Genomic DNA, 25,329 nt, shown 5'->3' with positions numbered 1-25,329 from the left:
CGTCGGTCTGGCGGACAAGGAAGCGCTCCTCTGGAGTCGGTGTGTCCCTGGGAAACGATTCTGTTCGCAAACGAGTTCCCATGCCACCCATGTTCTTTCTACGCGGCTGTAGAAACCCCTGGAGGGGTGTGATGGCGGAACAACGGAGGAGTGGTGGCCGGTCTAGAGCGGCGTGGCCGCGTGCAGGATCAGGACCATCGTCACGGCCGAGTTCGCCGACGACATCGCGGAGACGAGGGTGCCGACCGCGGCGCCCCACGCGGCCAGCCCCACGGACGTGAACACGGACGGCCAGCTGCGGGCCGCCGGCGCGGGGCGCAGCAGGGCGGCGACCCGGCGCGGCACAGGACCCGCGGACGCGAATCCGGCGAAGCCGGTGAACGTGGCGAACGCCGGCGCCGGGCCCCCGCCCGACAGCAGGGCCGCCTTGCCGATCGCCCGCGCCACCACCGTGCGGTTGCCCACCGACCGGGCCGCGTCCTCGTCCGCCCACCGCTCCGTGGTGTAGACGACGGTCGTACGCAGCGGCCGCAGGAACGGATTGGCGCGCGCCGCGAGTCGTACGGCGAGCAGGTGGCGGTGGTGAGCGGCCTCCAGGTGGGCCCGCTCGTGCGCGAACAGGGCACGGCGCTCGGGCGAGGTGAGGCCGCGCAGCAGGGCCGTGGTGACCACCACGCGGTCGCGGCGTCCGCCGGGGAGCGCGTAGGCGTAGGGCTTCACCTCGGGGAGTACGACCACGGTTCGGCTGGGCAGTGCGGCGAGTGCCCGCCGCGCGCGCTGGGCGACCCGGTGGTGGCGCCACAGGGTGCGCGCGCAGACCGCGAGGACCAGGACCAGGGCCGGGATCGCCGCCTTGCCCGCGATCTCGTCGTGCGGGACGGCGGCGCGGACCTCCGCGTCGGACCAGCCGTCCGGGAGCGGGTTGCCGGGTAGCTGCGCGGTCCCGACGACCATCAGCAGGGCCAGGCAGAGTGTGCTGCACAGAGCCATGACGGTGGCGACCACCGTCAGCAGCCGGGTGGCCGTACGCGGATGCAGACGCAGTTCGGCGAGGCGTGCCACCGGCCAGGCACTGAGTGGAAGGACGAGCGGCAGAAAGACGAAGACCCCCATGAGACGTCAGTCTTCCGTACGGTCGGGCACCCCGTCGGCCCCACCCACCACATCGGTCCTGCCCGTCGCATCCGCCCCGTCCGTCGCGTGGGCCGTCTCCAGGAGCGCGCGCAGGACCTGTTCGTCGTCCGGCGGCAGCGCGGTGACGAAGCTGGCGAGGACGGCCTCGCGGTCGCTCTCGCCGTCGAGAAGCCGGCGCATCTTGAGAGCGGCCAGGCCCGCGACGTCGGCGGTGGGCCGCCACACGAAGGAGCGTCCGCGTCGTTCGCGGGCCACCGCGTCTTTGGCGAGCAGCCGGGTCAGGATGGTGACGACGGTGGTATAGGCGAGGTCGCCGCCGAGTCGTTCCTGCACCCAGGCGGCGGTCACCGGAGCCTCCGCCTCGCGCAGCGCACCGAGCACCTGGCTCTCCAACTCGCCCTGCCCGCGGCGCCTGGAAGGCCGGTGCGGGTCCTCGCGGTCGCGCTGCGCCATGTCCGTCTCCCTCCGGCGTTCCCTTACCCGATCACGCTACCTGGCCTCCCTGGGTGCGCTTGCCACGGCGGTACGCCATCTCGCCGAGCACGACGTCCACGGCGACGAACACCGCGAGCGGGATGCCGAGGAGCGGAACGAAGTAACCGAGCACGGCGACGGCCGCCATGAGCGGGACGAGAACCTGCGGCGGGACCTGCTGCCAGGCCCCGCGCGGGATGGGGCGGCCGAACGCGGAGGCACGGCCGCGCAGCCACCACATGCGGTAGCCCCACACGATCAGCAGGACCAGGCAGAGCGCGAGGGCCATCAGGGCGATCTGATTGACCAGGCCGAAGAGGACGCCGCTGTGGGCGTCGATGCCCCAGCGCGTCAGTTTGGCGAGCAACGGGTAGTCGGCGAAGTGGAGTTCGTCGGTGACCTTGCCCGTCGTCGGGTCCACGGCGACGGAGTCCTGCTTCTCGGGCCAGCTGCGCTGGACCTGCTTGACCACGTACGCCGTGGAGGCGTCGGCGGGTACGACGATCTCGACGGGGTCACCGAGACCCTCCGCGCGAGCGGCCGTGAGGATCTTGTCGAGGTCCTGGGGCGTGGTCGAGGCCGTGGTGCCGCCGGACCCCGTGCCGGTGTGGCCCGCGTGCTCACCGCCGGCCGCCACCGACGCGGACACCGAGGGGGTCGCCTGGCCGAGCGAGGTCCTGAGTTCGTCGATGTGGGCGCCGGCGTAGGTCGACCAGGTGAGTCCGGTCGCCGACAGGAAGAAGAACCCGGCCGCCGCCCACACACCGACGGTGCCGTGCAGCCCGAGGGTGCGACGGCGCCCGGACGTGCCCCGCACCTTGCGCTGGGCTCGCCGCCGGCCGAACCACAGCACCAGCCCACCGGCCGCGATGACCCACAGCCAGCTCGCGGCGAGTTCGCTGTAGAGCCGTCCGTTCTCGCCGAGGTGCAGGTCACGGTGGAGTTCGTCGATCCAGGTGCGCAGCGGGAGCGCGCCGGTGGCGCCGTACTGCTCCAGCGAGCCGCGCACCTTCGCGGTGTACGGGTCGACGAACACCGCGAGCGTGTGCCCCTCGCCGACGCCGGGGACGCCCGAGAGCAGCACCCTGGTCGTCGCGTCCGCCCGCGGCGACGGTCGTACGGCGGAGACCGCGCCCTGCGGGTGTGCCTTGCGGGCGGCGGCCACCTGCTGGGACAGCGGCAGCTTGTCGTTGCCGACCGGGACGGTCAGCTCATGCGCGTACACGATCTTCTCGGCCTGGTACGAGGCGGCGTACAGGAAGCCGGTCAGGGCCGCGACCAGCAGGAACGGGGCGACGAGTATGCCCGCGTAGAAGTGCAGGCGCAGGATCAGGGGGCGCAGGGCCGCCCTTCGGGTGGGGGCCGGGGCGACGGGTTTGGGGGACTCGTCCGTCGTGGTCGTGGGAGCGGTGGACATGGGTGGGCTTCTCCGGTCGGACGGTGAGGGGAATGCGGGCAGAAGCGGGGACAGGAGTAGGGACGGGACGGGGATGGACTCGGGTCGTGGGCCGGGGAGTTGGACTCCCGGCCCGGAGTGGTCCTTGGTGGTCCGCGGTGGTCCAGAAGTCGGGGCGCGGAGGCGTCGAGTTCCCGGGGCGCCGTGTGGCCTGAGTCACACGTACGGGCGTGCGGGGATCCGGCAGCCACCCCTGGCGCCGCCTCGCTTGGCGCGATCGGTCTTGGCATCCTGGCGCGATGGCATCCGAACGTGACCCCAGCGCCTCCCGCCCCCTGAGCGAGCTGGTCGAGGAACTCCTCGACCATGAAGGCCCGTTGCCCATCGTCGCCGCCGGGGACCCGGTGCTGCGCCGCCCCGCCGAGCCCTTCGCCGGCCAGCTCGACCCGGGGCTCCTGACCCGCTTCGTCGCCGCGCTGCGCGCCACCATGCACGCGGCGCCGGGCGTCGGTCTCGCGGCACCGCAGGTCGGCGTGCCCCTGCGGATCGCGGTCATCGAGGATCCGGCGCCGGTCCCCGAGGAGGTGCGGGGGGTGCGCGGGCGGGTGCCGCAGCCGTTCCGGGTGCTGGTGAACCCGTCGTACGAGGGGGTGGGCGCGGGACGGGCCGCGTTCTTCGAGGGGTGTCTGAGCATGCCGGGGTGGCAGGCCGTGGTGGCCCGGCACGCCGAGGTGCGGCTGACGGCTCTGGACGAGCGGGGCCGGGCGATCGACGAGGTGTTCACGGGGTGGCCCGCGCGGATCGTCCAGCACGAGACGGATCACCTGGACGGCATGCTTTACCTCGACCGTGCCGAGTTGCGCTCGCTGTCTTCCAACCAGGTGATGGCGGAGCGCTGGACGCAGCCGACGCCTGCGGAGGCCGCCGCCGCACTGGGCTTCGCCCTGCCCGACTGAGGATGCGCGCCGCGGAGCCCTGGGGCGAAGGGTGTCGCGACGGGAGTGAGGGGTGCGGCCGTGTGGGCGGCTCCGACGGTCCGGGCGCGACCGACCTGCCTGAGCCGGGACGCTCTCCGGGGCCGACGCCAGGCGCGGTGCCGCGGCCGGCCCGGCTGAAACCGCCGGTCGGGACGTCGGCGGCCGGACCCGGAAAGCCCGGGCCCGAACCGGTCCGGAGCCCGAGCGGTATCGGTCCGCAGCCCGAGTGGCCGGACCCGTCGGCCCCAGCGGCGCCGCCTCGGACGGCGCGGGCCTGGAGCCGCCGAGGCTCGGACGGCCACCGTCGGCCCATCCATCCCTGGCTCCCAAGGCTCCATGTCCGGGGGCCGAGCCCCGAACGGCCGACCCAGCCGGTCAACCTCAGCCGGCCGAACCCGAAACCGCCGGGGACCCGAACCTCCGCCATGCCCCGGCCGCCCCAACGACCGGGCCCAACCCTTCAATCCCGGACGCCGCGCCCCGACGCGGTCGAACCCAGGTCGACCGAACCCTGAAGCCACGAACCCCAAGGTCGCCGCCGGAACCCAAGTGCCGCCAGAACCCAAGTGGCGGGCGCCGAACGGGTGAACGCGGCCGGTCGGTCCCGGAGGGCCGGGGCCCACGCCCTCGGTGCCCAAGCCGCCGACGTGCCAACGGCCGGTGCCGGCGCGCCGATCTCAGGCGGCCGTACCCGAACGACCGGCGGCGGCTACGCGTCCCGGTACATCTCCAGCAGCCGCAGCCACACCTCGCTCACCGTCGGGTACGACGGGACCGCGTGCCACAGGCGGCTGATCGGGACCTCGCCGGCGATGGCGATCGTCGCCGAGTGGATCAGTTCACCCACGCCGGGGCCGACCAAGGTGAGGCCCACCAGGATCTCGCGGTTGATGTCGACGACCATGCGGGCCTTGCCGCGGTAGCCGTCCGCGTACAGGCCCGCGCCCGCCACGGAGGACATGTCGACGTCGACGGCGCGGACGCGCAGGCCCGCGCGCTCGGCCTCGGCGAGGGAGAGGCCGACGGCCGCGGCCTCCGGGTTGGTGAAGACGACCTGGGGTACGGCCCCGTGGTCGGCGGTCGCCGAGTGCGCGCCCCAGGGATCGGTCTCCAGGAGGGGCACCCCGGCGGCACGGGCGGCGATGGCGGCGCCCGCGATCCGGGCCTGGTACTTGCCCTGGTGGGTGAGGAGCGCGCGGTGGTTCACGTCGCCGACCGCGTACAGCCAGTCGCTGCCGGTGACCCGCAGGCTGTCGTCGACGTCGAGCCAGGAGCCCGGCTCGAGGCCGATCGTGTCGAGGCCGAGGTCTTCGGTGCGGGGCACACGCCCGGTGGCGAAGAGGATCTCGTCGGCCTCGATGCGGTCGCCGGTGTCGGTGACGGCCACCACGGTGGAGCCCTCGCGCGTCACCGCGGTCACCGAGGTACCGGTGCGGACGTCCACGCCCGCCTCCTTCAGCGACTCGGCGACCAGCTCACCGGCGAAGGGCTCCATGCGGGGCAGCAGTCCCTTGCCGCGGACGAGGACGGTGACCTGGGAGCCGAACGCCTGCCAGGCCGTGGCCATCTCGACGGCGACGACACCGCCCCCCACCACGATGAGCCGGCCCGGCACCTCGTGCGCGCTGGTGGCCTCACGGCTGGTCCAGGGCCGGACCTGGTCGAGCCCCGGCAGGTCGGGGAGCAGGGCGCGGGTGCCGGTGCAGACGGCGACTGCGTGCCGGGCCGTGAGCACCTGCCGCTCGCCGTCCGGCCCGTCGACGGTCACCTTGCGCGGCCCGGCGAGGCGCCCGTGTCCGCGGTACAGGACGGCGCCGACGCCGTCCAGCCAGCCGACCTGTCCGTCGTCCTTCCAGTGGGAGGTGTAGTAGTCGCGGTGGGCGAGGACCGCGGGGACGTCGAGGGGGCCCTGCACCGCCTGGCTGAGGCCGGGCACGTGGCGGGCATCGGCGCGGGCGATGACCGGGCGCAGGAGAGCCTTGCTGGGCATGCAGGCCCAGTACGAGCACTCACCGCCGACCAGTTCGCTCTCCACGACCGCGGTGGAGAGGCCGGCCGCGCGGGCGCGGTCGGCGACGTTCTCCCCCACGGGCCCGGCCCCGAGCACCACGACGTCGTACACGATGGATTCCGTTTCCGTCATGGGCCCAGTCTGGTTGTTGGCGTGCCCGGAGGCCACACGGGTACGTGCGCGGAATACGCCGCTCAGGAGTGGCGTTGTGCACACCGGCTTCGCCCAGAGGCCCGAGGCCCGACATCAGGAAGAGGTAGTCACGCCATGAGCAGCACGATGGAGCTGACCAAGGAGAACTTCGACCAGACGGTCACGGACAACGAGTTCGTCCTGATCGACTTCTGGGCCTCCTGGTGCGGGCCGTGCCGTCAGTTCGCCCCGGTCTACGAGAAGGCCGCGGAGGCCAACCCCGACCTGGTGTTCGCGAAGGTCGACACGGAGGCCCAGCCCGAGCTGGCCGCCGCCTTCGACATCCAGTCGATCCCGACGCTGATGATCGTCCGCGACCAGGTCGCGATCTTCGCCCAGCCCGGGGCACTGCCCGAGGCCGCCTTGACGGACGTCATCGGACAGGCCCGGAAGCTGGACATGGACGAGGTCCGCAAGTCCATCGCGGAGCAGCAGGCCAAGCAGGCTCCGCAGGGCGAGTAGGTCCACCGGGCCGCAGCCGAGTAAGCCCCGCACAACCCTTCCGTCAGAACGGGTACGGCGCCACATCTCCTCGCACCGTCGTCCAGCGCACGTCGGTGAAGGCCTCCAGGTTGGCCTCACCGCCGAAGCGGGCGCCGGTGCCGGAGGCGGCGATCCCGCCGAAGGGGGCGACGGCCTCGTCGTTGACGGTCTGGTCGTTGATGTGGGCGATCCCGGTCGGGATGCGCTCGGCCAGGTCCAGGCCGCGCGCGATGTCCCGGGTGACGATGCCCAGGGAGAGGCCGTAGGGTCCGGCGGCGGCGAGGGCCGCGGCCTCGTCGGCGTCCGCGAACGATCGTACGGGCGCTACCGGGCCGAAGACCTCCTCGGCGTACGCGGGCGTCGTGTCGTCGACTCCCGTGAGGACCGTCGGACGGTAGAAGAGCCCCTCGTGCGTGCCGCCGGCCGCGAGCTTCGCGCCGCGCGCCGCACTGGACTCCACCAGCCCCTGGATCTTGGCAAGTTGGGCGCTGTCGATGATGGGCCCGAGGTGCACCTGCTCACGGTGCGGGTCGCCGACGGCGAGCGAGTCGGCCTTGGCGGCGAGCCGCTCGACGTACTCCTCGTAGAGGGAGGCGTGGACGAGGTGGCGGCCCGTCGTCATGCAGATCTGGCCCTGGTGGAAGAACGAGCCCCACGCGGCCGTGGAGATCACCGCGTCGATGTCGGCGTCCTCCAGGACGATCAGCGCCGAGTTGCCGCCCAACTCCAGGTGGGCGCGCTTGAGGAGGCGGCCCGCCGCCTCGCCCACCGCGCGTCCGGCGGCGGTCGAGCCGGTGAAGGAGATCACGGGTACGTTCGGGTCGGCGACCAGCGCCCGGCCCGCTTCCGGACCGCCGGGCACAACGTGCAGCAGGCCCTCCGGGAGCCCCGCCTCGGCGAAGACGGCGGCGAGCGCGAGTCCGCCGCAGACGGCGGTGCGCGGGTCCGGCTTCAGGACGACGGCGTTGCCGAGCGCGAGCGCCGGGGCCACCGAGCGGATCGAGAGGATCAGCGGGGCGTTGAACGGGGAGATCACGCCCACCACACCGACCGGGACACGTCGGGTGTAGGACAGACGCGGCGCCTCGGAGGGGAGGATCTGACCGCCGGGGCGGGAGGCCAGGGCGGCGGCCTCGTAGCACTCCTGGGCCGCGACGTGCAGTTCGAAGTCGGCCTTGCCCGGGATCGAGCCGGACTCGCGCACGATCCATTCGCGCAGTTCGTCGGCGTGGGCGGCGAACAGGTCACCGGCCCTGCGCAGCACGGCCGCACGCACGAAGTGCGGTGCCTTCGCCCACTCCGCCTGGGCGGCTCGGGCGTCCCGCGCGACCGTGGCGACATCCTCGGCGGCGGCGAGCGTGACCGTGGCCAGCGTCTCGCCGGTGGCGGGTTCGGTGACGGCGTACTCACCGCCCGCCAGGGTGCGGGACTGCCAGGTCTTGGGGTCGAGCAGCGGCATGTCGGCTCTCCGATCGTTCACTGTTCACCGCCGGGACTCATGGTCCCAGCGGCAGTCCCGTGTAGTTCGCGGCCAGTTCGGCGGCCGCGTGGCGGGATGCCGTGATCCGGCGCAGCCGGGCGAGCTGAATCCGGTGGTCGAAGACATCCCCATTTGGTTGAGCGTGCAACATCCTAGTCATGTCGTACGAGAAGCGGGTGGCCTGCCATACCCGCTCGAGGCACAAGTCCGAGTAGTGGTCGAGAAGTTGGCTCGATCCCGTGCGATGCGACTCGATGAGTCCGCGGGCCAGCACCCGTACGTCGGAGACGGCGAGGTTGAGCCCCTTGGCCCCGGTCGGCGGCACGATGTGCGCGGCGTCCCCCGCGAGGAAGAGCCGGCCGTGACTCATCGGCTCGTGGACGTAACTCCGCATCGGCGTGACCGACTTGGAGGAGACGGGGCCGCGTCCCAGGCGCCAGTCGCCGTCGACCGCGAAGCGCGCGGCGAGTTCGTCCCAGACGCGCTCGTCGGGCCAGTCGGCGACGTCGGTACCGTTCGGGACCTGTAAGTACAGCCGGGAGACGGTCGGCGAGCGCATGCTGTGCAGAGCGAAGCCGCCGGCACCGCGCGCGTAGATCAACTCCTCGCCCGAGGGCGGCACATCGGCGAGGATCCCGAGCCAGGAGTACGGGTAGTCGTGCGCGTACGTGCGGCTCCGGTCGGCGGGAAAGGCGTTCCGGGAGATGCCGTGGTAGCCGTCGCAGCCCACCACGTAGGCACAGCTCAGGGCCTGTTCACGGCCTTCGTGCACAAAGCGCACGACCGGCGCGTCGCTCTCCGGGCGCTCGACCGCCAGGGCCTCGGCCTCGAACAACAGCGGTGGCCCGGCGGCAAGTTGGAGGGCGATCAGGTCCCTCACGATCTCCGTCTGGGCATAGATCGTGACGGTACGGCCACCGGTGAGGGCGGGAAAGTCGATGTGGTGGCGCTCGCGGTCGAAGCGCAGCTCGATGCCGTGGTGGATCAGGCCCTCGGCGTCCAGCCGGTCGGCGGCTGCGCACGCGCGCAGGGCGTCGACCGTGCCCTGCTCCAGCATCCCGGCGCGCTGGCGGTGCTCGACGTGGGCGCGCGACCTGCTCTCCAGCACGGCGCAGTCGATGCCCTCGCGGTGCAGCAGCCGGGCCAGCAGAAGCCCGGCGGGGCCGCCGCCGATGATGCCGACCGTGGTCCGCATGGCGCGCCTCCCGTACCTGATCAGCCCACATCCGGTCCGAACGGGTCGCATCCGGTCCGAACGGGTCGGATGCGGCCGGGGACCAGCTACAGCCTCTCTCAGGTCGAGTCGCGGTGCACCACCCGCGCGCCCAGTACCTCGTGGCTCTCGGGCGCCGCGCCCGGTTCGCGCACCACCCGGTCGACCAGTTCCGCGAGGTCGCGCCCGGACGGCAGTTCGATGTGGACGGTGCTGAGGCGGGGCCGCAGCAGTCGCCCGAGCATGAGGTCGTCGGCGCCGATGACGGCCGTCTCGTCCGGGATGCCGACGCCCTCCTCCTGGAGGGCGCGCATCAGCAGCATGGCGTACTCGTCGTTGTACGCGAACACGGCGTCCAGGCCCAGCGAGCGCCAGCGCACCGCCAGCCGGGCGGCGGCCCCCTCCTCGTACGCGAGCGGCAGCGCGGTCGCCGTGGCGTCGGTGCCGGTCAGAGACCGGCGTACGCCGTCGAGCCGGGACTGGGAGAAGATCTCCAGGCCGGGTTCCTCGGGCACCACGACGCCGATCCGGCGGCGGCCGCGGGCCAGCAGGTGGACGCCCGCGCTGTGGCCGACCTTGTCGTGGTCCATGAGCAGCGCGTGCGCGCCCTCGACGCGCTCGGGGCCGAGCGTGACGACGGCCCGGGCGCCGGATCGCTTGAGGACGGCCACTCCCTGCGGGCCGAGGTCGCTGCCGGGCACCAGCACGGCGACCGGTCGCAGCTCCGCCCAGGCGCGGGCGGCCTCGTCGCCGTGCAGGCCGACACTGCCGTACTGCACGACCGTGTAATCCAGACGGCCCAGCGCCCACTGAAGTTCGTTGAGGAACTGACTGTAGAGCGGTCCCACGGGCACGCTCGGCGTGGGCATCAGGACCATACGGCTGTGTCCGGCGCGCAGGGAGCGGGCGGCGGCGTGCGGAACGTAGCCGAGTTCCTTGGCCGCCTCGTGGACGCGGCGGCGGGTGGGTTCGCTGATCCGGACGGCGCTGGTGTTGTTCAGTACGTACGAGACGGTGGCCCGGGAGACGCCCGCCAGGCGTGCCACATCGGCACTCGTCGGCACGGGTCGTTGCGCGGGCGTCGGCGGGACGGGCTGCTTCGGTATCTGCACCATGACGTCTCGCATCCTTGCAGAAACCCCGGTCGCTCCTTCGCGCCGGGGGAACCTCGTGGGCCCGTCGTGCCGGAACACCCGCTTCCGCGAGGGAACTTCCGCATCTCGTGCGGGATGGCCCGTGGTGCGGTTACCGTGCGGTAGACGACGTGCTCCGGAGGTGGTCAGGTATGACTCACGACCGTGCCGCAGGTCTGGCGGAGTGTGCGCGCGCCCTCGCCCACGGGGAGGTGAGCGCACGCGAGCTGGTCGAGCGGGCGCTGACCCGTATCGAGGCGACGCAGCACTCCCTGAACGCCTTCCGGGTGGTGCGCGCCGAAGCGGCGCTCGCCGAGGCCGACGCGGCGGACAGGGAACTCGCCGCCGGAGTGCGCAGGCCGCTGCTCGGCGTGCCGGTGGCGGTGAAGGACGACATGGACGTGGCGGGCGAGCCGACCGCGTTCGGCTGCCGGGGTGTGTTCCCGCCCGAGGCCGAGGACGGGGAGGCGGTACGGCGGCTGCGCGCGGCCGGCGCGATCGTCATCGGCAAGACCAACACCTGCGAGCTCGGCCAGTGGCCGTTCACCGAGGGGCCCGCCTTCGGCGCCACCCGCAACCCCTGGCACGCCGAGCACACCCCGGGCGGCTCGTCCGGCGGCTCGGCGGCGGCGGTCGCGGCGGGCCTCGTCCCGGCCGCGCTGGGCTCGGACGGCGCGGGCTCGGTCCGCATCCCGGCCTCCTGGACCCACCTCATCGGCATCAAGCCGCAGCGCGGCCGGATCTCGACCTGGCCGCGCGCGGAGTCCTTCCAGGGCATCACGGTCAACGGCACCCTCGCCCGTACGGTCGCGGACGCGGCCCTGCTCCTGGACGCGGCGAGCGGCAACCACGACGGCGATCTGCACCGCCCGCCCGCGCTGCGGGTGTCCGAGGCGGCGGGCCGCGAGCCGGGCCGGCTGCGGATCGCGCTGTCGCTGAAACCGCCGTTCACGGCGCTGCCCGCGCGCCTGGACCCCGTCGTACGGGCGCGGGTGCTCGCGCTCGCGGAGCGGCTCGCGGCGCTCGGCCACACGGTGGAGGAGGCCGAGCCCCGGTACGGGCAGATCGGGCTGACCTTCATCCCGCGCGCGACGGCCGGGATCGCCGAACGGGTGCGCGACCTGCCCCACCCGCACCTCCTCGACCGGCGGACCCTGGGCGCGGCCCGGCTCGGCCGACTGCTCGGCGGCGCACCCCTGCGCGTGGCCCGGCGCGCCGAGGCGTCCCTGCACCGGCGGATCGGCGCGCTCTTCGACACGTACGACGTCCTGCTCGCGCCGACCACGGCCGCTCCCCCGCCGCGCATCGGCTCGATGATGGACCTGAACGGCCTGGGCACCGACCGGGCCATGATCGCCGCCTGCCCCTACGCCTGGCCGTGGAACATCCTGGGCTGGCCGGGGGTGAACGTCCCCGCGGGGTTCGTCGACGGCGGCCTGCCGGTCGGCGCCCAGCTCCTCGGTCCGGCGAACAGCGAACCGCTGCTCGTCTCCCTGGCCGCCCAGTTGGAGGCCGACCAGCGCTGGCACGAACACTGGCCGCCGCACGGGGCGCCCGCGGACTCCCCCGCGGTGTAGACGAGTCGAGTCGACTGCACGTGCCGGTGGGCGAGTTCGGGACGCGTGCCGGTGAGCGAGTTCGCCGCGAAGACCCTGACCAGGGGATGTGGGCCGTACGCTGGCCCCATGGACGATGCGTCGATGGTCGGGTTGATGGGGCGGGTGACCGGCACGGTCGGACCCGGGCTCGTCGGTGAGGTGATCGTCCGGGTCCGCGGCGGCGCCGAGCATTTCCTCGCGTACCCGGCCGCGGCGAAGGAGCGCATCGAGCGGGGCACGGTGGTGATGGTGGTCGAGTACCTGCCGCCGCGCACGGTGTACGTATCGGCCGCGTACGACAGTTGACGGCTCGTCTGTGCCCGCTCCGTCCCAGGTGAGAGCGGTGTGCGTCAAGATTGCAACAAGGATCCGTCAGCGTCTGTACCCCGGTCGAGCACAGGAGCACACTCCCTTCGTTCGGTGCCGATAGGGCACCATCCAAAGGGGGCGTATGCCGATGGTTGTCGGCGTCGTGGCGGGGGCTGTTGTCCTCGCACTGATCTTCATCGTTGTGGTCTTCAAGCTCATGTGGCGTGTCGCGGAGCCCAACGAAGCACTGATCATCTCCGGTTCGAAGCATCGGACCGAAGGCCTTGAAGAGGGCATGGGATTCCGCATCGTGACGGGGCGCGGCACGCTGGTGCTGCCGGGTGTGCAGGCGGTACGGAAGATCTCGCTCGACCTCAACGAGACCGAGCTGCACGTGGACTGCGTGACCACCCAGGGCATTCCGCTGAAGGTGCGGGGTGTGGTCATCTTCAAGGTGGGCGACGACTTCGTGTCGATCGCCAACGCGGGGCGTCGCTTCCTCGACCAGCAGAAGATGATGTCGGAGCGGGTGCACAACGTGTTCGCCGGTCATCTGCGGTCCATCGTCGGCGGGTTGACCGTCGAGGACATGATCCGCGACCGGGAGAAGCTGACCGGCCAGACCCGGGCCGCGTGCGGTACGGAGATGGAGAAGCTCGGTCTGATCGTCGACTCGCTGCAGATCCACGAGATCGAGGACCCGACCGGGTACATCAAGAACCTCGCGATGCCGCACGCCGCCGCCGTACAGCGGGACGCGCGCATCGCGCAGGCGGAGGCGAACCGTCTCGCCACCGAGGCCGAACAGAAGGCCGCGGCCCGGATGTCGGAGGCGACCCGGGACAGCGAGATCCTCCAGGCCGGCTACCAGGCCGAGCGCGACAAGGCGGCGGCGAAGGCGCGGCAGGCCGGACCGCTCGCGGACGCCGCGGCCCGGCAGGACGTCGTCGTGCAGGAGACCCGGATCGCCGAGCTCGACGCCCTCCGTCGTGAGCAGCAGCTCCAGGCGGACGTCCGCAAGCCGGCGGACGCCCAGGCGTACGAGACGCGGGCCCGCGCCGAGGCCGAGCGTGACGCGCGTATCTCGGCGGCTCAGGCCAAGGCCAAGGAGACCGAGCTCGCGGCCGCGGCGGAGGCGAACCGGGTCAAGACGGCCGCCAACGCGGAGGCCGAGGCGACGAAGGCCCGGGGTGCGGCCGCCGCGACGGCGACCAGGGCCACGGGTGAGGCCGAGGCCGCAGCGGCTCAGGCCAAGGGTCTCGCGGCGGCCGAGGCGACCCGGGCGCAGGGTCTCGCGGAGGCGGAGACCATCAAGGCGAGGGCCGCGGCCCTCGCCGAGAACCAGGAGGCGGTGGTTGCCCAGCAGCTCGCCGAGAACTGGCCGGAGATCGTCCAGGCGGGCGCCAGCGCGTTCGGGAACGTCGACCACATGGTGCTGCTCAACGGCGCCGACGGTATGTCGGACATGTTCGCCAAGGCGCTCACCATGGGCGGCACGGGCCTCGGCCTCGCCCGTCAGCTGCTCTCGTCGATGAACCAGGACGGGACGGCCGGCAACGGTACGGGGAGCAACGGGGCCGTAGCGCCGCGCACGGAGAAGGTGCCGGTGGAGGGGGACGGCAAGCTGTGACGCCGAAGGAGAACGCCGGGGACTGATCCCGGCGGGGCGACGAGGGTGTTCCAGTCCCTCGTCGCCCGCTCTGCGTGGGCGATTCGGCCTTCCGCCCCGGCTGCTCGGCCCCTTCGGCCTACTTCGCCGCGGCACCGACCAGACCGTCGAGCCAGGCCTGGTGGCCGTCGAGCATCGGGGTCGGCCGCTCTGGCGGACGAGGAGTACCTCCTGGTCGCCGCTCCGAGCTGGGCGCGGCGCGTCGAGGAGCACCCGTCGGCCGAGGACATCTGCACCGCGGTCCGGGACGTTCCCCTGGTCACCTACGCCGAGGATCTGCCCCTCGTGCGCCGGTACTGGCGCACCGTCTTCGGCGAACAGCTCGCGGCCCGGGCCGCGGTCACCGTGCCCAACCTGTACGCCGTCGTCTCCGCGGTCACCGCGGGCGCCGGCTACAGCATGCTGCCCCGCTCCCTGTGCGAGGAGCACCTCGCCGACGGACGCCTCGCACTGCTCCACGAGCCGGTCGAACCGCCCCTCCACACCCTCTTCCTCGTCCAACGCCCCGGCGCCGACGCCCACCCGGACGTCGTACGGGTCCGCGACCGCCTCCAACACGCGGCCCGGACCTGGCAGTCCGCCATCTCGGCCACCCGCTCGGCGGGTTGAGCAGGGCAGGCTCTAACGTGAGCCGCGTGACTGCCTTTACCGATGACACCACCGAAGACGTTCCCGGCCGCTACGGCCCTTCCGCGACCACCGAGGCCGAACCCCGCGAGGTGGGACGGGTGCGGACGGAGTACGCGCCCGCGCACGACGGCGACCCCGATCCCGGCGAGATCGTCTGGACATGGGTGCCGTTCGAGGAGAACGACGGGCGGGGCAAGGACCGTCCGGTGCTCGTCGTCGCCCGCGAGGACACCGGCACGCTGCTCGCCGTCCAGCTGTCGAGCAAGCGGCACGACGGAGACCGGGAGTGGGTGCCGATCGGGAGCGGGCCCTGGGACCGGTCGGGGCGGGACTCGTGGGTGGATGTGGACCGGGTGCTGCGGCTGCACGAGGACGGGATGCGGCGGGAGGCCTGTGCGCTGGACCGGATGCGGTTCAATTCGGTCGTGCGCCGCTTGCAGGAGCGGTACGGCTGGCGTTGAGGGCCCGTACCTGGGCGAACGTCTGCTCGAAGGAGCCTCGCGTCGCCTGATCTCCCGTGCGGTCCAGGACGCCGAACACGACCTGGTCGAAAGCACCCTCGAAGCGGCCCGTGACCAGCAGGTCGTGGAACGCGCCCGCCACCTGCGCCGGATCGTTCCGGAAGACGCCGCAGCCCCACGCGCCCAGCACCAGCCGGCGGTAGCCGTGGGCCGCGGCGGTCTCCAGGACGCGCTCGGCGCGTACGGCCAGCGCGGGTCCCAGCTCGGGCGCGCGCTCCGGGGACGTACGCAGGACGACTCCGGCGTTGGGGGCCGCGGCGGTCAGGAATCCGGCCATGTACGGCTCGTCGAGCAGAGCTCCGCGGTCGTCGCGGAAGACGGGCACGGCGGGTGAGTGGATGACACGGTCCGTGTAGAACGGATCCCGGTGGGCGCGGTGGTGGTCGTAGAACTCCCGGGCCCGCAGCAGACACGTGTACAGCGCGGAGGCCCGGCACAGGGCCTCCTCCTGGGCCTGTGCGCCGTTCAGGAAGCCTCCGCCCGGGTTGCGCGCCGAGGCGAAGTTCAGGACGGCGACCGGGCCGGGCGGGCGCCCTGCGTCCTTGCGCACGAGCCGTCGGGCGGCCTCCAGAGTGCTCTCGCCCGTCACCGCGAACAGCGTGCTCTCGCGCGGTGCGCGCGCGGGGCCGGCGGCCGGTGCCCCGACCGGTCCGGGGCCGTGCATGCGCGTTCCCGTCCGCGCGGCCTCGACGGCCGCGGCGATCGACACCGCGCGTCCGTCGGACGCGCGGTACCCGCCCGCCGCGACGATCTCCTGCGTCTGCTGCGCGAGCGCGCGCAGGCGCGCACTCATGGCGCGACCCCCGTACGCGCCACGAGGACGCACCTCGCGATCTCCCCCGTCGCTCCCCCCGGCATTTCCCAGGCGGATTCCCCGGCCGATTCCCCCGTCGTGCCCATGAACGCATCGTGAGCGATGCTGGTCCTACGGCGCAACGGAATTTCCCAGCCTCGTAAACAGCGTCTCGCGGCCCGGCAAACAGCGCCTCCGGAACCCGCGAGCGACGATTTGCACCCTTGTGCGAACCGCCAAGAGGGTCTTGGGTGGGACGAGCGATGCCGGTCCGGCGCGACAGAAGTCGGGCCGGCGGCATGGTGGAATCTCAGGAGGATCCCGACATGTCCGATTCGGTGAGTGACTGTACGGAGCGCCGCTCCGCCGTCACCGAGGCCGAGGTGGAGGCGCTGGTCCGAGGCATCTGCTTCAAGACCGGACCGCCTCGTACCCTCGGTGTCGAAGTGGAATGGCTCGTCCACGAGCTGCGGCAACCGCAGCTCCCGGCATCACCCGAACGACTCCAAGCGGCGTACGCCGCACTGCGGACCCTGCCCCTGCGTTCGGCGCTCACCGTCGAACCCGGCGGACAGCTGGAGCTGAGCTCCCTTCCCGCCGCCTCCCTGATGGAGTGCATCGGGTCCGTCTCGGCCGACCTCGACGCGGTACGCGCGGTACTGCGCGAGGCGGATCTCGGCCTCAGCGGGTACGGCCACGATCCCTGGAACCCCCCGAGCCGCTTTCTCCATGAGCCGCGCTACGACGCCATGGAGCAGTACCTCGACCGGGCCGGCCCGGAGGGGCGGGCCATGATGTGCTCCTCCGCCTCCGTCCAGGTGTGCCTGGACGCCGGATACGAGGAGCCCGGCCCGCTGGGGCACGGGCGCCGCTGGTGGCTGGCGCACCAGCTGGGCGCGGTCCTGGTGGCCGCGTTCGCGCATTCGCCGGTGGCCGGTGGCCGGTACACGGGCTGGCGCTCCACGCGGCAGTCCCTGTGGGCGGCCATGGACCCGGGACGGTCCGCCGCGCCCCCGCTGGGCGGCGACCCGCGCGCCGCCTGGGCCCGGCACGTCCTGGACGCGCCGGTGATGTGCGTCCGGGCGCCGGACGGCCCCTGGGAGGTACCGGAGGGTCTGACCTTCCGGGCGTGGACCAGGTCCGAGACACCGCCCGACCGGGCGGATCTCGACTACCACCTGACGACGCTGTTCCCGCCGGTCCGCCCGCGCGGCCATCTGGAACTGCGCATGATCGACGCGCAGCCCGGCGACGACGGGTGGATCGTGCCGCTGGCGGTGACGGCGGCGCTGTTCGACGACCCGGAGGCCGCGGAGGTCGCCTACCGGACCGTCAAACCCCTCGCGGAACGCGCCGAGGCGCGGCCCGCTCCGTGCAACCCGCTGTGGAACGACGCCGCGCGGTACGGCCTGACCGACCCCGAGTTGCGTGAGGCCGCCGTCACCTGTTTCGCGGCCGCCGCCGAGGCGTTGCCGCGCCTGGGCGCCACCGCCGAGGTGCAGGAGGCCGTCGCGGAGTTCACGGACCGCTATGTGTCCCGGGGCCGCTGCCCCGCCGACGATCTGCTGAACCGCTTCCACAGCCGATTCCATGGTCAGAGCCATGATCAGGCCGACGGTCACCACGGCCGGTCCCACGGTCAGCTCGACGGGAAGGACATCCGCACATGACCGCCCCCTCAACACCCACGGATCCGGAGTCACTCCGGGAGCGCGCGCTCGACGCGCTGACCACGGCCCGCGACCGCACCGCGCTCCTGACCTCCTGCGTGGAGGAGCCCGAACTGACCGCGCAGCACTCGCCGTTGATGTCCCCACTGGTCTGGGACCTGGCACACATCGGCAACCAGGAGGAGCTGTGGCTGCTGCGCGCGGTCGCCGGGCGGGACGCGATGCGGCCCGAGATAGACGGGCTGTACGACGCGTTCGAGCATCCGCGCGCCGAGCGGCCCTCGCTGCCGCTGCTGCCGCCCGCCGAGGCCCGTCAGTACGCCGCCGAGGTACGCGGACGGGCGCTGGACGTCCTGGAGAGCACCGCGTTCCGGGGCACGCCGCTGACCGAGGCGGGCTTCGCGTTCGGGATGATCGCCCAGCATGAACAGCAGCACGACGAGACGATGCTGATCACCCATCAGCTCCGCAAGGGACCCGCCGCCCTCAAGGCGCCGGACCCTGCTGCCGGGCCGCCGTTCACGGGACCCGCCGAAGTCCTGGTCCCCGGCGGCCCGTTCACGATGGGCACGTCCACCGAGCCGTGGGCCCTGGACAACGAGCGCCCCGCCCACCGACGCGAGGTCCCGCCCTTCTTCATCGACACCACTCCCGTGACGAACGCCGCCTACCAGGCCTTCATCGAGGACGGCGGCTACGACACCGAACGCTGGTGGAGCCCGGCGGGCTGGTCCCACATCCGCTCGCACGGCATCGAGGCGCCGATGTTCTGGCGCCGCGAGGGCGGACAGTGGCTGCGGCGTCACTTCGGCGTCACCGAGGTCGTACCGCCCGACGAACCCGTGCTGCACGTCAGCTGGTACGAGGCCGACGCGTACGCCCGCTGGGCGGGGCGCCGGCTGCCCACCGAGGCCGAGTGGGAGAAGGCGGCCCGCCACGACCCGGCGGCCGACCGCTCCACGCGCTACCCGTGGGGCGACGCCGACCCCACCCCCGAGCACGCCAACCTCGGCCAGCGCCATCTGCGTCCGGCCCCGGCGGGCAGCTATCCGGCGGGGGCGTCACCGCTCGGCGTACGGCAATTGATCGGTGACGTGTGGGAGTGGACGTCGAGCGACCTGCACCCCTATCCCGGGTTCGCGGCGTTCCCGTACAAGGAGTACTCGGAGGTGTTCTTCGGTCCGGAGTACAAGGTGCTGCGCGGTGGCTCGTTCGCCGTGGACCAGGTGGCCTGCCGGGGGACGTTCCGCAACTGGGACTACCCGATCCGGCGTCAGATCTTCTCCGGGTTCCGCACGGCCCGCGACGGGAACGCCTGATGTGCCGTCACCTGGCCTACCTGGGACCGCCGGAACCGCTCGGCCGACTCCTCGTGGAACCCCCGCACAGTCTGTTCCGGCAGTCGTGGGCGCCGCGCCGACAGCGGCACGGGACGGTCAACGCCGATGGTTTCGGGGTGGGCTGGTACGCCGAAGGGGATCCGGTGCCCGCGCGATACCGGCGCCCCGGGCCGATCTGGGGCGACCAGTCCTTCGCGGACCTGGCCCGGGTCGTCAGGAGCACGGCGCTGCTCGGCGCCGTACGGGACGCCACCGTGGCGGGAGCCGACGGGGAGGCCGCGGCGGCGCCGTTCGCCGCGGACCGCTGGCTGTTCAGCCACAACGGCGCCGTACGGGGCTGGCCGGGCTCCCTCGCCCCGCTGGTGACAAGCCTGCCCCCGGCCGAACTGCTGTCCCTGGAGGCCCGCTGCGACTCCGCGCTCGTCTGGGCGCTGCTCCTGCACCGGCTGCGCTCCGGTGACAACGAGGGCCAGGCGCTGGCCGACACCGTCCTGGAGGTCGCCGAGGCGGCCCCCGGATCCCGGCTCAACCTGCTGCTCACAAGCGGCGACACGATCACCGCGACGGCCTGGGGCGACACCCTCTGGTACCTCGCCGAGCCCGGCCGCCGCACCGTCGTGGCGTCCGAGCCGTACGACGACGACCCCCACTGGCAGGAGGTGCCGGACCGCACGCTGCTCGCGGCGAGCCGCACCGACGTCCTGCTCACCCCGCTCAAGGACCCGCACGCGCAGGAAGGCGCGCACGACCCCTTGGCATCCGCACGCACCAAGGAGCCCAGCACGTGAGCCCGTTCCTTCTCACCCGCACCCTGCCCGAGGACGCCACGGACGCCGCGCTGCGCGCCGACGTCCTGCACGGCCTCACCCACACCCCCAAGACCCTGCCGCCGAAGTGGTTCTACGACGCTCACGGCAGCGAGCTGTTCGACCAGATCACCGAACTGCCCGAGTACTACCCCACCCGGGCGGAGCGCGAGATCCTCATCGCCCGGGCCCCCGAGATCGCCGCGACGACCGGTGCGCGCACCCTCGTCGAGCTGGGGTCCGGTTCGTCCGAGAAGACCCGCCATCTGCTCGACGCGCTGCCGGGGCTGCACACGTACGTGCCGGTCGACGTCAGCGAGAGCGCCCTCACCCAGGCCGGGCAGGCGCTGATCGCCGAGCATCCGGGGCTCGGCGTGCACGCGCTGATCGCCGACTTCACGGGTGGCCTCGCGCTGCCGGGAACACCGGGGCCGCGGCTGGTGGCGTTCCTCGGCGGCACCATCGGCAATCTGCTGCCCGCCGAACGGGCGACGTTCCTGACGTCCGTACGGGCGCTGCTCTCCCCCGGCGACACGCTGCTGCTCGGTACGGACCTCGTCAAGGACGAGTCCGTTCTGGTCGCCGCGTACGACGACGCGGCGGGGGTGACGGCGGAGTTCAACAAGAACGTGCTGCACGTCGTCAACCGCGAGCTCGGCGCCGATTTCGACCCCGACGCGTTCGCCCATGTCGCCCTCTGGGACGACAAGCGCGAGTGGATCGAGATGCGGCTGCGGTCGCTGACCGAACAGACGGTGAAGATCCCCGCGCTCGACCTCGCGGTCGAATTCGCCGACGGCGAGGAACTGCGCACCGAGATCTCGGCGAAGTTCCGCGAGGAGGGGGTACGTCGCGAACTCGCCGCCGCCGGGCTCGATCTGGCCCACTGGTGGACGGACCAGGAGGGCCGTTTCGCCCTGTCGCTGAGCGTGGTCCGCTGACACCAGCCCGGGTGGCCCGCCTCGACGGTGGGCCACCCGGGTGAGGGCCTTCTGGCCTGGTGTGGATGACCAGTTGACGGTGCTTTCTCGCCCGCCGGGCTGACGGCCTCGCTGCCGTTCGCCAGGTCGAGTGCGAGGAGATCGTGGACGGCCGGGCCCGCAAGGTCGACGCCCTCGCCGAGGCCGGCCGCTCCGTGCCGGCCGCCGGGACGGAGCGGCTGTGCGCCGTCGTCGCCGAGGCGGAGCGCCGGATGGCCGTCCGCCGCGCCCTCGCCATCCGCCCGAAGCGGGCCCTGGCATGACGGAGCGGCACCCGTCGCGCGTCCCGTGCTGGGCGCCGCGCTTCCACCCGGCCGGCTACCGCGCCGAGCACGAGGCCGAGCTGACCGCGATCTGTACCCAGGCGACGCGGGACGCCGGCCCGCTCGGCAGGCCGCGCGAGGCGCTCGACGTCGCCGGCCACGGCCTGCGGCGGCGCACCGGCCTGGGTTCCCACCGGTCTGCCAGACAGGTCGTGGGGCAGGCGGCCCCGCCGACCGTTGCCGTCGCGACGGCCGACAGCGTGGTGAACCTGGCTTCTGCCGGGATCTCACACAAGCGCGCCCGGCCCTACCGGCCGTAGACCCGTGGCAAGGCCGAGCGCTTCAACCGCACCCCGCTCGACTCATGGGCTTACGCCCGCCCCTGCCGCTCGGAGCAGGAACGACACGTCCCCGACCTCACAGGGCCATACACCTGGGTCACCCACGGTGCCCCGACATCTCGCGCACCGCCGCGCCGTGAGGCACCGTGGAGTGACGCGTGGCGCACCCGCCACGGCGGAGAGGAGCACCCGCATGTCCGACCACACGTATCGGGTCACCGAGATCGTCGGCACCTCCCACGAGGGCGTCGACCAGGCCATTCGCAACGGGATCTCCCGGGCCTCGCAGACCCTGCGCAACCTGGACTGGTTCGAGATCACCCAGGTCAGGGGGCAGATCGTGGACGGGGAGGTCGAGTACTACCAGGTCGGCCTGAAGGTCGGCTTCCGCCTGGAGGACGGCGCCTGAGCCCCGGGGCCATCCGAAGCCCGGGAGGCCCCTGGCCGCCCTGACCGGCGTGCGAGGCCCCACAACGGTGGCGCCACCGCGCGCCGAAGCCCCGGCCCACTCCACCCCGCTCCGCCCGCCCACCGTGGGGCAGCTTCTGAGCGCCCCCTCGATTCCCCCGACGGACCCCTAGGTCCGTCCCTCCCGCTCCTGCGCGTCCTTCAGCGCCGCGGACGCCGTGGCCCAGCGGGCCCGGACGACCCTGAAGCCGGACCGTTCCGCCTCGTCGCAGACGAGTTCGTCGTCGTCGACCAGGACGTGGATCTCGCGCTCGCGCGCGAGCCGGCGCAGGACGTCCAGTTTGGTGTGGCGGGCGGGCCTGCGGTCGTCGTTGCGTCGCATCCAGACGCGTCCCTCGGGCAGTCCCTGCGCGGCAAGCCACTCGACGGTGTCACGGCGGCAGCGCTCGGGACGGCCGGTCAGATAGACCACCTCGCACTCCTCCGTGCTGCGCAACGCCAGGGCCACCCCCTCCGCGAGCGGCGGATCCTGCGGCGCGGCCGCGAAGAACGCGTCCCAGTCCCGCGGCTTGCGCTCCAGAAACCGCTGCCGGTGCGCGCTGTCCGCGAGCGTGCCGTCGAGGTCGAACACGGCGAGCGGTCTGCTGGTCTTCTCCCTGGTCTTCTCCGTCACGCGGACCACCCTAAACAGGGCCGCCGACACCCGGCACACCACAGCCTCCGCCCGCCCCTGTGAACCTGTGGCTCCTTCGCGCCAACTTCCTTCACCACAAGCACTATTCACATCACCCAGCAAGCCCTTACCGTGATGCCTCGCACTGCATGTTGCACAGCATGTCGCACAACATTCGGTATTTCGAACGAGAGCGGGGCGGTGAAGGGACACCACCGCCCGGTTCTCCGGCATGCGGAGGTCGTTGTGAACCCCCCACTCGCCAGACGTCACTTCCTCGCCGTCACCGGCACGTCCACGGCCGCCCTGACCCTGGCCGCGGCCGGCGGCGGCACCGCCCGCGCCTCGACCGGGACCCACACCTCGGGCGCCCCGGTCGCCCACGACGCCACCACACCCGTCGAGCCGTTCCCCCTCGGCTCGGTGACCCTCCTGGACAGCGCCTTCCGGGCCAACCAGCAGCGCAACTCCGCCTATCTGCGCTTCGTGGACATCGACCGGCTGCTCCACACCTTCCGTACGAACGTCGGCCTGCCCAGCACCGCTCGGCCGTGCGGCGGCTGGGAGGGCCCGAGCGTCGAGCTGCGCGGCCATTCGACCGGCCATCTGCTCTCCGGGCTCGCCCTCGCCTACGCCAACACCGGGGAGCGGGCCCTGCGCGACAAGGGTCACCGGCTCGTCGCGGCGCTCGCCGAGTGCCAGGCCGCCTCCCCCGCCGCCGGCTTCGGCGCGGGCTATCTGTCCGCGTTCCCGGAGAACTTCTTCGACCGCCTCGAATCCGGGACCGGTGTATGGGCGCCGTACTACACCATCCACAAGATCATGGCCGGACTGGTCGAACAGCACCGGCTGACCGGCAGCGGACAGGCCCTCGACGTCGCGCTGCGCCAGGCCGAGTGGGTCGACCGGCGCACCGAGCCGTTGTCGTACGAGCAGATGCAGCGGGTGCTGGAGACGGAGTTCGGCGGCATGAACGACGTGCTCGCCGATCTGCACGCGCTCACCGGCGACGCCAAGTGGCTGGCCGTCGCCGAACGCTTCACGCACGCCCGCGTCTTCGACCCGCTGGCCAGGAACGAGGACAAGCTCGCGGGGCTGCACGCCAACACCCAGATCCCCAAGATGGTCGGCGCCCTGCGCCTGTGGGAGGAAGGTCTGCCCGACCGCTACCGCACGATCGCCGAGAACTTCTGGCAGATCGTCACCGCCCACCACACCTACGTGATCGGCGGGAACAGCAACGGCGAGGGCTTTCACGAACCGGACGTCATCGCGGGCCAGTTGTCCAACAACACCTGCGAGAACTGCAACAGCTACAACATGCTGAAGCTGACCCGCCTGCTGCACTTCCGCACACCCCGGCGCACCGATCTGCTCGACTACTACGAGCGCACCCTGTTCAACCAGATGCTCGGTGAGCAGGACCCTGACTCGACGCACGGCTTCAACATCTACTACACGGGCCTGGGCCCCGGCGCCGTCAAGCAGCAGCCGTCCTTCATGGGCACCGACCCGGACGCGTACTCGACCGACTACGACAACTTCTCCTGCGACCACGGCACCGGCATGGAGACGCAGGCGAAGTTCGCCGACACGGTCTACTCGCACGACCGGCACCGGCTGCTGGTGAACCTTTTCATACCGTCGCAGGTCAACTGGCGGGAACGGAACATCACTTGGCGGCAGACCACCTCCTTCCCCGACCGGTCGTCGACCCTGCTGACCGTCACCGCCGGACGGGCCGCGCATCAGTTGCTCGTCCGCATCCCGTCCTGGGCCGCGGACGCCCGCGCGACGCTCAACGGCCGCGCCCTGCCCGACCGTCCGGAGCCCGGCAGCTGGCTGACCCTCGACCGGGAGTGGCGCGCCGGGGACCGGGTCGAGGTGTCGCTGCCCATGCGCACGGTCATCGAGCCCACGCCCGACGACCGCGACGTACAGGCGGTACTGCACGGCCCGGTGGTCCTGGCCGGGGCGTACGGGGACCGGGCGACGCCGTGGCTGCCGCGCCTGGACACCGGATCCCTGCGGCAGGAGTCGCAGGAGCCGCTGCGGTTCACTGCCCGCGCCGACGGCGAGGACGTCTCACTGCTGCCGATCTCCCGGGTGCACCACCAGCACTACTCCGTGTACTGGCAGACCGGTGCACCGCCGCCCCCGCCGCCGGAGTTCGCCGCCTGGCACCGTTTCGACGAGACCTCCGGGAGCTCGGCCGCCGACGCCACGGGGAACGGGAAGTCGGCCCAGCTCGTCGGCGGTGCCACCTGGACGACGGCCGGCGCCGACGGTGGAGCGGTGGCGTTCGACGGCGTGGACGGGTACGTACGCCTGGCCGACGACCTCCTCGCGGGCGCCGCCGTCTACACACTGGCCACCTGGGTGCGGCTGGACGGCCAACCCAGCGTCTGGAGCCGGGTGTTCGATCTCGGCACCGGCGTCACGGCCAACATGTTCCTCACCCCGCTCAGCGGAGACGGCACCCTCCGCTACGCCATCACCGCCGGGGGCGCGGGCGCCGAGCAACGCATCGACGCCGCGCCGCTGCCCACCGACCGCTGGGTGCATGTGGCGGTGACGTACGGCGCCGGGACCGCCGTCCTGTACGTGGACGGGCAGGAGGCCGGGCGCAACGCCCAGGTCACGGTGGACCCACGCTACTTCGGCAACCACATCCGTGCCGGGTACCTCGGCCGGTCGCAGTACGCCGACCCCTTCTTCAGGGGTGCGGTCGACGACTTCCGTGTGTACGGCAAGACCCTCACGGCCGAGGAAGTCGCCGCCCTGGCCCAGGCCTAGGCGACGCCGCCTCGACGTGTGCGCAGGACGGGTGAGGAC

Annotated in this window: 24 protein-coding genes; 15 read left to right on the top strand and 9 right to left on the bottom strand. The window is 72.5% G+C overall.

What is annotated here, in order from left to right; translation table 11 throughout:
• Window positions 1-162: 162 nt before the first annotated feature.
• The 3 genes from ACIRA5_RS36510 to ACIRA5_RS36500 are packed head-to-tail and all read right to left on the bottom strand — an operon-like array spanning window position 163 to window position 3,025.
• On the bottom strand, window positions 163-1,113 hold the full coding sequence (locus ACIRA5_RS36510) for a M56 family metallopeptidase (RefSeq protein ID WP_403698336.1): 951 nt from the start codon (window positions 1,111-1,113) through the stop codon (window positions 163-165).
• A gap of 6 nt (window positions 1,114-1,119) precedes the next feature.
• Window positions 1,120-1,587, bottom strand: a complete 468-nt coding sequence (locus ACIRA5_RS36505) for a BlaI/MecI/CopY family transcriptional regulator (protein ID WP_403698334.1) — start codon at window positions 1,585-1,587, stop codon at window positions 1,120-1,122.
• A gap of 31 nt (window positions 1,588-1,618) precedes the next feature.
• Entirely contained in the window at window positions 1,619-3,025 is a 1,407-nt protein-coding gene (locus tag ACIRA5_RS36500) for a PepSY-associated TM helix domain-containing protein (RefSeq protein ID WP_403698332.1), read from the bottom strand.
• A 278-nt stretch (window positions 3,026-3,303) separates the two neighbouring features.
• Between ACIRA5_RS36500 and ACIRA5_RS36495 the strand changes: the two genes are divergently transcribed.
• A complete protein-coding gene (locus ACIRA5_RS36495; RefSeq protein WP_403698331.1) occupies window positions 3,304-3,960 on the top strand; it encodes a peptide deformylase in 657 nt (218 codons plus the stop codon).
• Window positions 3,961-4,690: 730 nt separating this feature from the next.
• Here ACIRA5_RS36495 and ACIRA5_RS36490 read toward each other — a convergent pair.
• Complete coding sequence (locus ACIRA5_RS36490) at window positions 4,691-6,124, bottom strand: dihydrolipoyl dehydrogenase family protein (RefSeq protein WP_403698329.1); 1,434 nt, start codon at window positions 6,122-6,124, stop codon at window positions 4,691-4,693.
• Window positions 6,125-6,259: 135 nt separating this feature from the next.
• Here ACIRA5_RS36490 and trxA point away from each other — a divergent pair, with 135 nt between their 5' ends.
• Window positions 6,260-6,646 carry a thioredoxin gene (trxA, locus tag ACIRA5_RS36485; RefSeq protein ID WP_054231635.1) on the top strand — a complete coding sequence of 129 codons (387 nt, stop codon included), beginning with the start codon at window positions 6,260-6,262 and terminating at the stop codon, window positions 6,644-6,646.
• Between the two features lie 43 nt (window positions 6,647-6,689).
• Here trxA and ACIRA5_RS36480 read toward each other — a convergent pair whose 3' ends face one another.
• From ACIRA5_RS36480 to ACIRA5_RS36470, 3 genes are all read right to left on the bottom strand, one after another.
• A complete protein-coding gene (locus ACIRA5_RS36480) occupies window positions 6,690-8,126 on the bottom strand; it encodes a benzaldehyde dehydrogenase (RefSeq protein WP_403698327.1) in 1,437 nt (478 codons plus the stop codon).
• 37 nt (window positions 8,127-8,163) lie between these two features.
• Window positions 8,164-9,342, bottom strand: a complete 1,179-nt coding sequence (locus tag ACIRA5_RS36475) for a 4-hydroxybenzoate 3-monooxygenase (RefSeq protein WP_403698325.1) — start codon at window positions 9,340-9,342, stop codon at window positions 8,164-8,166.
• 98 nt (window positions 9,343-9,440) lie between these two features.
• Complete coding sequence (locus tag ACIRA5_RS36470; RefSeq protein WP_403698324.1) at window positions 9,441-10,475, bottom strand: LacI family DNA-binding transcriptional regulator; 1,035 nt, start codon at window positions 10,473-10,475, stop codon at window positions 9,441-9,443.
• A gap of 170 nt (window positions 10,476-10,645) precedes the next feature.
• On the opposite strand from ACIRA5_RS36470, the gene ACIRA5_RS36465 reads away from it, so the two are divergent.
• The 5 genes from ACIRA5_RS36465 to ACIRA5_RS36445 all read left to right on the top strand — a co-directional run bounded on the left by ACIRA5_RS36465 (window position 10,646) and on the right by ACIRA5_RS36445 (window position 15,160).
• A complete protein-coding gene (locus ACIRA5_RS36465; RefSeq protein ID WP_403698323.1) occupies window positions 10,646-12,070 on the top strand; it encodes an amidase in 1,425 nt (474 codons plus the stop codon).
• Between the two features lie 108 nt (window positions 12,071-12,178).
• Window positions 12,179-12,397: a hypothetical protein gene (locus ACIRA5_RS36460; RefSeq protein WP_095857581.1), complete on the top strand. Its 219-nt coding sequence runs from the start codon at window positions 12,179-12,181 to the stop codon at window positions 12,395-12,397.
• A gap of 145 nt (window positions 12,398-12,542) precedes the next feature.
• Entirely contained in the window at window positions 12,543-14,030 is a 1,488-nt protein-coding gene (locus ACIRA5_RS36455; RefSeq protein WP_403698322.1) for a flotillin family protein, read from the top strand.
• A 45-nt stretch (window positions 14,031-14,075) separates the two neighbouring features.
• Entirely contained in the window at window positions 14,076-14,678 is a 603-nt protein-coding gene (locus ACIRA5_RS36450) for a LysR substrate-binding domain-containing protein (RefSeq protein WP_403698320.1), read from the top strand.
• A 26-nt stretch (window positions 14,679-14,704) separates the two neighbouring features.
• Window positions 14,705-15,160: a type II toxin-antitoxin system PemK/MazF family toxin gene (locus ACIRA5_RS36445; protein ID WP_403698318.1), complete on the top strand. Its 456-nt coding sequence runs from the start codon at window positions 14,705-14,707 to the stop codon at window positions 15,158-15,160.
• Here the strand turns inward: ACIRA5_RS36445 and ACIRA5_RS36440 are convergent.
• A complete protein-coding gene (locus ACIRA5_RS36440; protein WP_403698316.1) occupies window positions 15,114-16,013 on the bottom strand; it encodes a TIGR02452 family protein in 900 nt (299 codons plus the stop codon). The genes ACIRA5_RS36445 and ACIRA5_RS36440 overlap by 47 nt on opposite strands.
• A 326-nt stretch (window positions 16,014-16,339) precedes the next feature.
• Here ACIRA5_RS36440 and egtA point away from each other — a divergent pair, with 326 nt between their 5' ends.
• The 7 genes from egtA to ACIRA5_RS36405 all read left to right on the top strand — a co-directional run bounded on the left by egtA (window position 16,340) and on the right by ACIRA5_RS36405 (window position 21,822).
• Window positions 16,340-17,683: an ergothioneine biosynthesis glutamate--cysteine ligase EgtA gene (gene egtA, locus ACIRA5_RS36435; protein ID WP_403698314.1), complete on the top strand. Its 1,344-nt coding sequence runs from the start codon at window positions 16,340-16,342 to the stop codon at window positions 17,681-17,683.
• Window positions 17,680-19,002, top strand: a complete 1,323-nt coding sequence (egtB, locus tag ACIRA5_RS36430) for an ergothioneine biosynthesis protein EgtB (RefSeq protein WP_403698312.1) — start codon at window positions 17,680-17,682, stop codon at window positions 19,000-19,002. The genes egtA and egtB overlap by 4 nt, the downstream gene beginning before the upstream one ends.
• Window positions 19,002-19,811 carry an ergothioneine biosynthesis protein EgtC gene (egtC, locus tag ACIRA5_RS36425; protein ID WP_095851160.1) on the top strand — a complete coding sequence of 270 codons (810 nt, stop codon included), beginning with the start codon at window positions 19,002-19,004 and terminating at the stop codon, window positions 19,809-19,811. The genes egtB and egtC overlap by 1 nt, the downstream gene beginning before the upstream one ends.
• Window positions 19,808-20,770 (top strand): L-histidine N(alpha)-methyltransferase, encoded by a 963-nt coding sequence (gene egtD, locus ACIRA5_RS36420; RefSeq protein WP_403698310.1) that lies wholly within the window; start codon window positions 19,808-19,810, stop codon window positions 20,768-20,770. Before egtC ends, egtD begins: the two co-directional genes overlap by 4 nt.
• Before the next feature lie 143 nt (window positions 20,771-20,913).
• On the top strand, window positions 20,914-21,072 hold the full coding sequence (locus ACIRA5_RS36415) for a hypothetical protein (RefSeq protein ID WP_403698308.1): 159 nt from the start codon (window positions 20,914-20,916) through the stop codon (window positions 21,070-21,072).
• Window positions 21,069-21,392: a hypothetical protein gene (locus ACIRA5_RS36410; protein WP_403698306.1), complete on the top strand. Its 324-nt coding sequence runs from the start codon at window positions 21,069-21,071 to the stop codon at window positions 21,390-21,392. Before ACIRA5_RS36415 ends, ACIRA5_RS36410 begins: the two co-directional genes overlap by 4 nt.
• Before the next feature lie 214 nt (window positions 21,393-21,606).
• Window positions 21,607-21,822 (top strand): dodecin, encoded by a 216-nt coding sequence (locus ACIRA5_RS36405; protein WP_352047419.1) that lies wholly within the window; start codon window positions 21,607-21,609, stop codon window positions 21,820-21,822.
• A 168-nt stretch (window positions 21,823-21,990) separates the two neighbouring features.
• Here the strand turns inward: ACIRA5_RS36405 and ACIRA5_RS36400 are convergent, their stop codons facing one another.
• Window positions 21,991-22,503 (bottom strand): hypothetical protein, encoded by a 513-nt coding sequence (locus ACIRA5_RS36400; protein ID WP_403698304.1) that lies wholly within the window; start codon window positions 22,501-22,503, stop codon window positions 21,991-21,993.
• Window positions 22,504-22,740: 237 nt separating this feature from the next.
• Between ACIRA5_RS36400 and ACIRA5_RS36395 the strand changes: the two genes are divergently transcribed.
• The gene (locus tag ACIRA5_RS36395; protein WP_403698302.1) at window positions 22,741-25,290 is read left to right on the top strand and encodes a beta-L-arabinofuranosidase domain-containing protein; all 2,550 of its coding nucleotides are present in this window, start codon (window positions 22,741-22,743) and stop codon (window positions 25,288-25,290) included.
• Window positions 25,291-25,329 lie beyond the last annotated feature (39 nt).

The organism is Streptomyces sp. NPDC096311, assembly GCF_044763085.1.
Classification (GTDB): Bacteria; Actinomycetota; Actinomycetes; order Streptomycetales; family Streptomycetaceae; genus Streptomyces.
The sequence above is the reverse complement of the archived record's forward strand: the minus strand, read 5'-3'. Positions and strand labels throughout refer to the sequence as shown.

Coding starts and splice junctions, on each gene's coding strand:
- ACIRA5_RS36510 (WP_403698336.1), bottom strand. CDS start 1,113: ATGGGGGTCTTCGTCTTTCTGCCGCTCGTCCTTCCACTCAGTGCCTGG.
- ACIRA5_RS36505 (WP_403698334.1), bottom strand. CDS start 1,587: ATGGCGCAGCGCGACCGCGAGGACCCGCACCGGCCTTCCAGGCGCCGC.
- ACIRA5_RS36500 (WP_403698332.1), bottom strand. CDS start 3,025: ATGTCCACCGCTCCCACGACCACGACGGACGAGTCCCCCAAACCCGTC.
- ACIRA5_RS36495 (WP_403698331.1), top strand. CDS start 3,304: ATGGCATCCGAACGTGACCCCAGCGCCTCCCGCCCCCTGAGCGAGCTG.
- ACIRA5_RS36490 (WP_403698329.1), bottom strand. CDS start 6,124: ATGACGGAAACGGAATCCATCGTGTACGACGTCGTGGTGCTCGGGGCC.
- trxA (WP_054231635.1), top strand. CDS start 6,260: ATGAGCAGCACGATGGAGCTGACCAAGGAGAACTTCGACCAGACGGTC.
- ACIRA5_RS36480 (WP_403698327.1), bottom strand. CDS start 8,126: ATGCCGCTGCTCGACCCCAAGACCTGGCAGTCCCGCACCCTGGCGGGC.
- ACIRA5_RS36475 (WP_403698325.1), bottom strand. CDS start 9,342: ATGCGGACCACGGTCGGCATCATCGGCGGCGGCCCCGCCGGGCTTCTG.
- ACIRA5_RS36470 (WP_403698324.1), bottom strand. CDS start 10,475: ATGGTGCAGATACCGAAGCAGCCCGTCCCGCCGACGCCCGCGCAACGA.
- ACIRA5_RS36465 (WP_403698323.1), top strand. CDS start 10,646: ATGACTCACGACCGTGCCGCAGGTCTGGCGGAGTGTGCGCGCGCCCTC.
- ACIRA5_RS36460 (WP_095857581.1), top strand. CDS start 12,179: ATGGACGATGCGTCGATGGTCGGGTTGATGGGGCGGGTGACCGGCACG.
- ACIRA5_RS36455 (WP_403698322.1), top strand. CDS start 12,543: ATGCCGATGGTTGTCGGCGTCGTGGCGGGGGCTGTTGTCCTCGCACTG.
- ACIRA5_RS36440 (WP_403698316.1), bottom strand. CDS start 16,013: ATGAGTGCGCGCCTGCGCGCGCTCGCGCAGCAGACGCAGGAGATCGTC.
- egtA (WP_403698314.1), top strand. CDS start 16,340: ATGTCCGATTCGGTGAGTGACTGTACGGAGCGCCGCTCCGCCGTCACC.
- egtB (WP_403698312.1), top strand. CDS start 17,680: ATGACCGCCCCCTCAACACCCACGGATCCGGAGTCACTCCGGGAGCGC.
- egtC (WP_095851160.1), top strand. CDS start 19,002: ATGTGCCGTCACCTGGCCTACCTGGGACCGCCGGAACCGCTCGGCCGA.
- ACIRA5_RS36410 (WP_403698306.1), top strand. CDS start 21,069: ATGACGGAGCGGCACCCGTCGCGCGTCCCGTGCTGGGCGCCGCGCTTC.
- ACIRA5_RS36405 (WP_352047419.1), top strand. CDS start 21,607: ATGTCCGACCACACGTATCGGGTCACCGAGATCGTCGGCACCTCCCAC.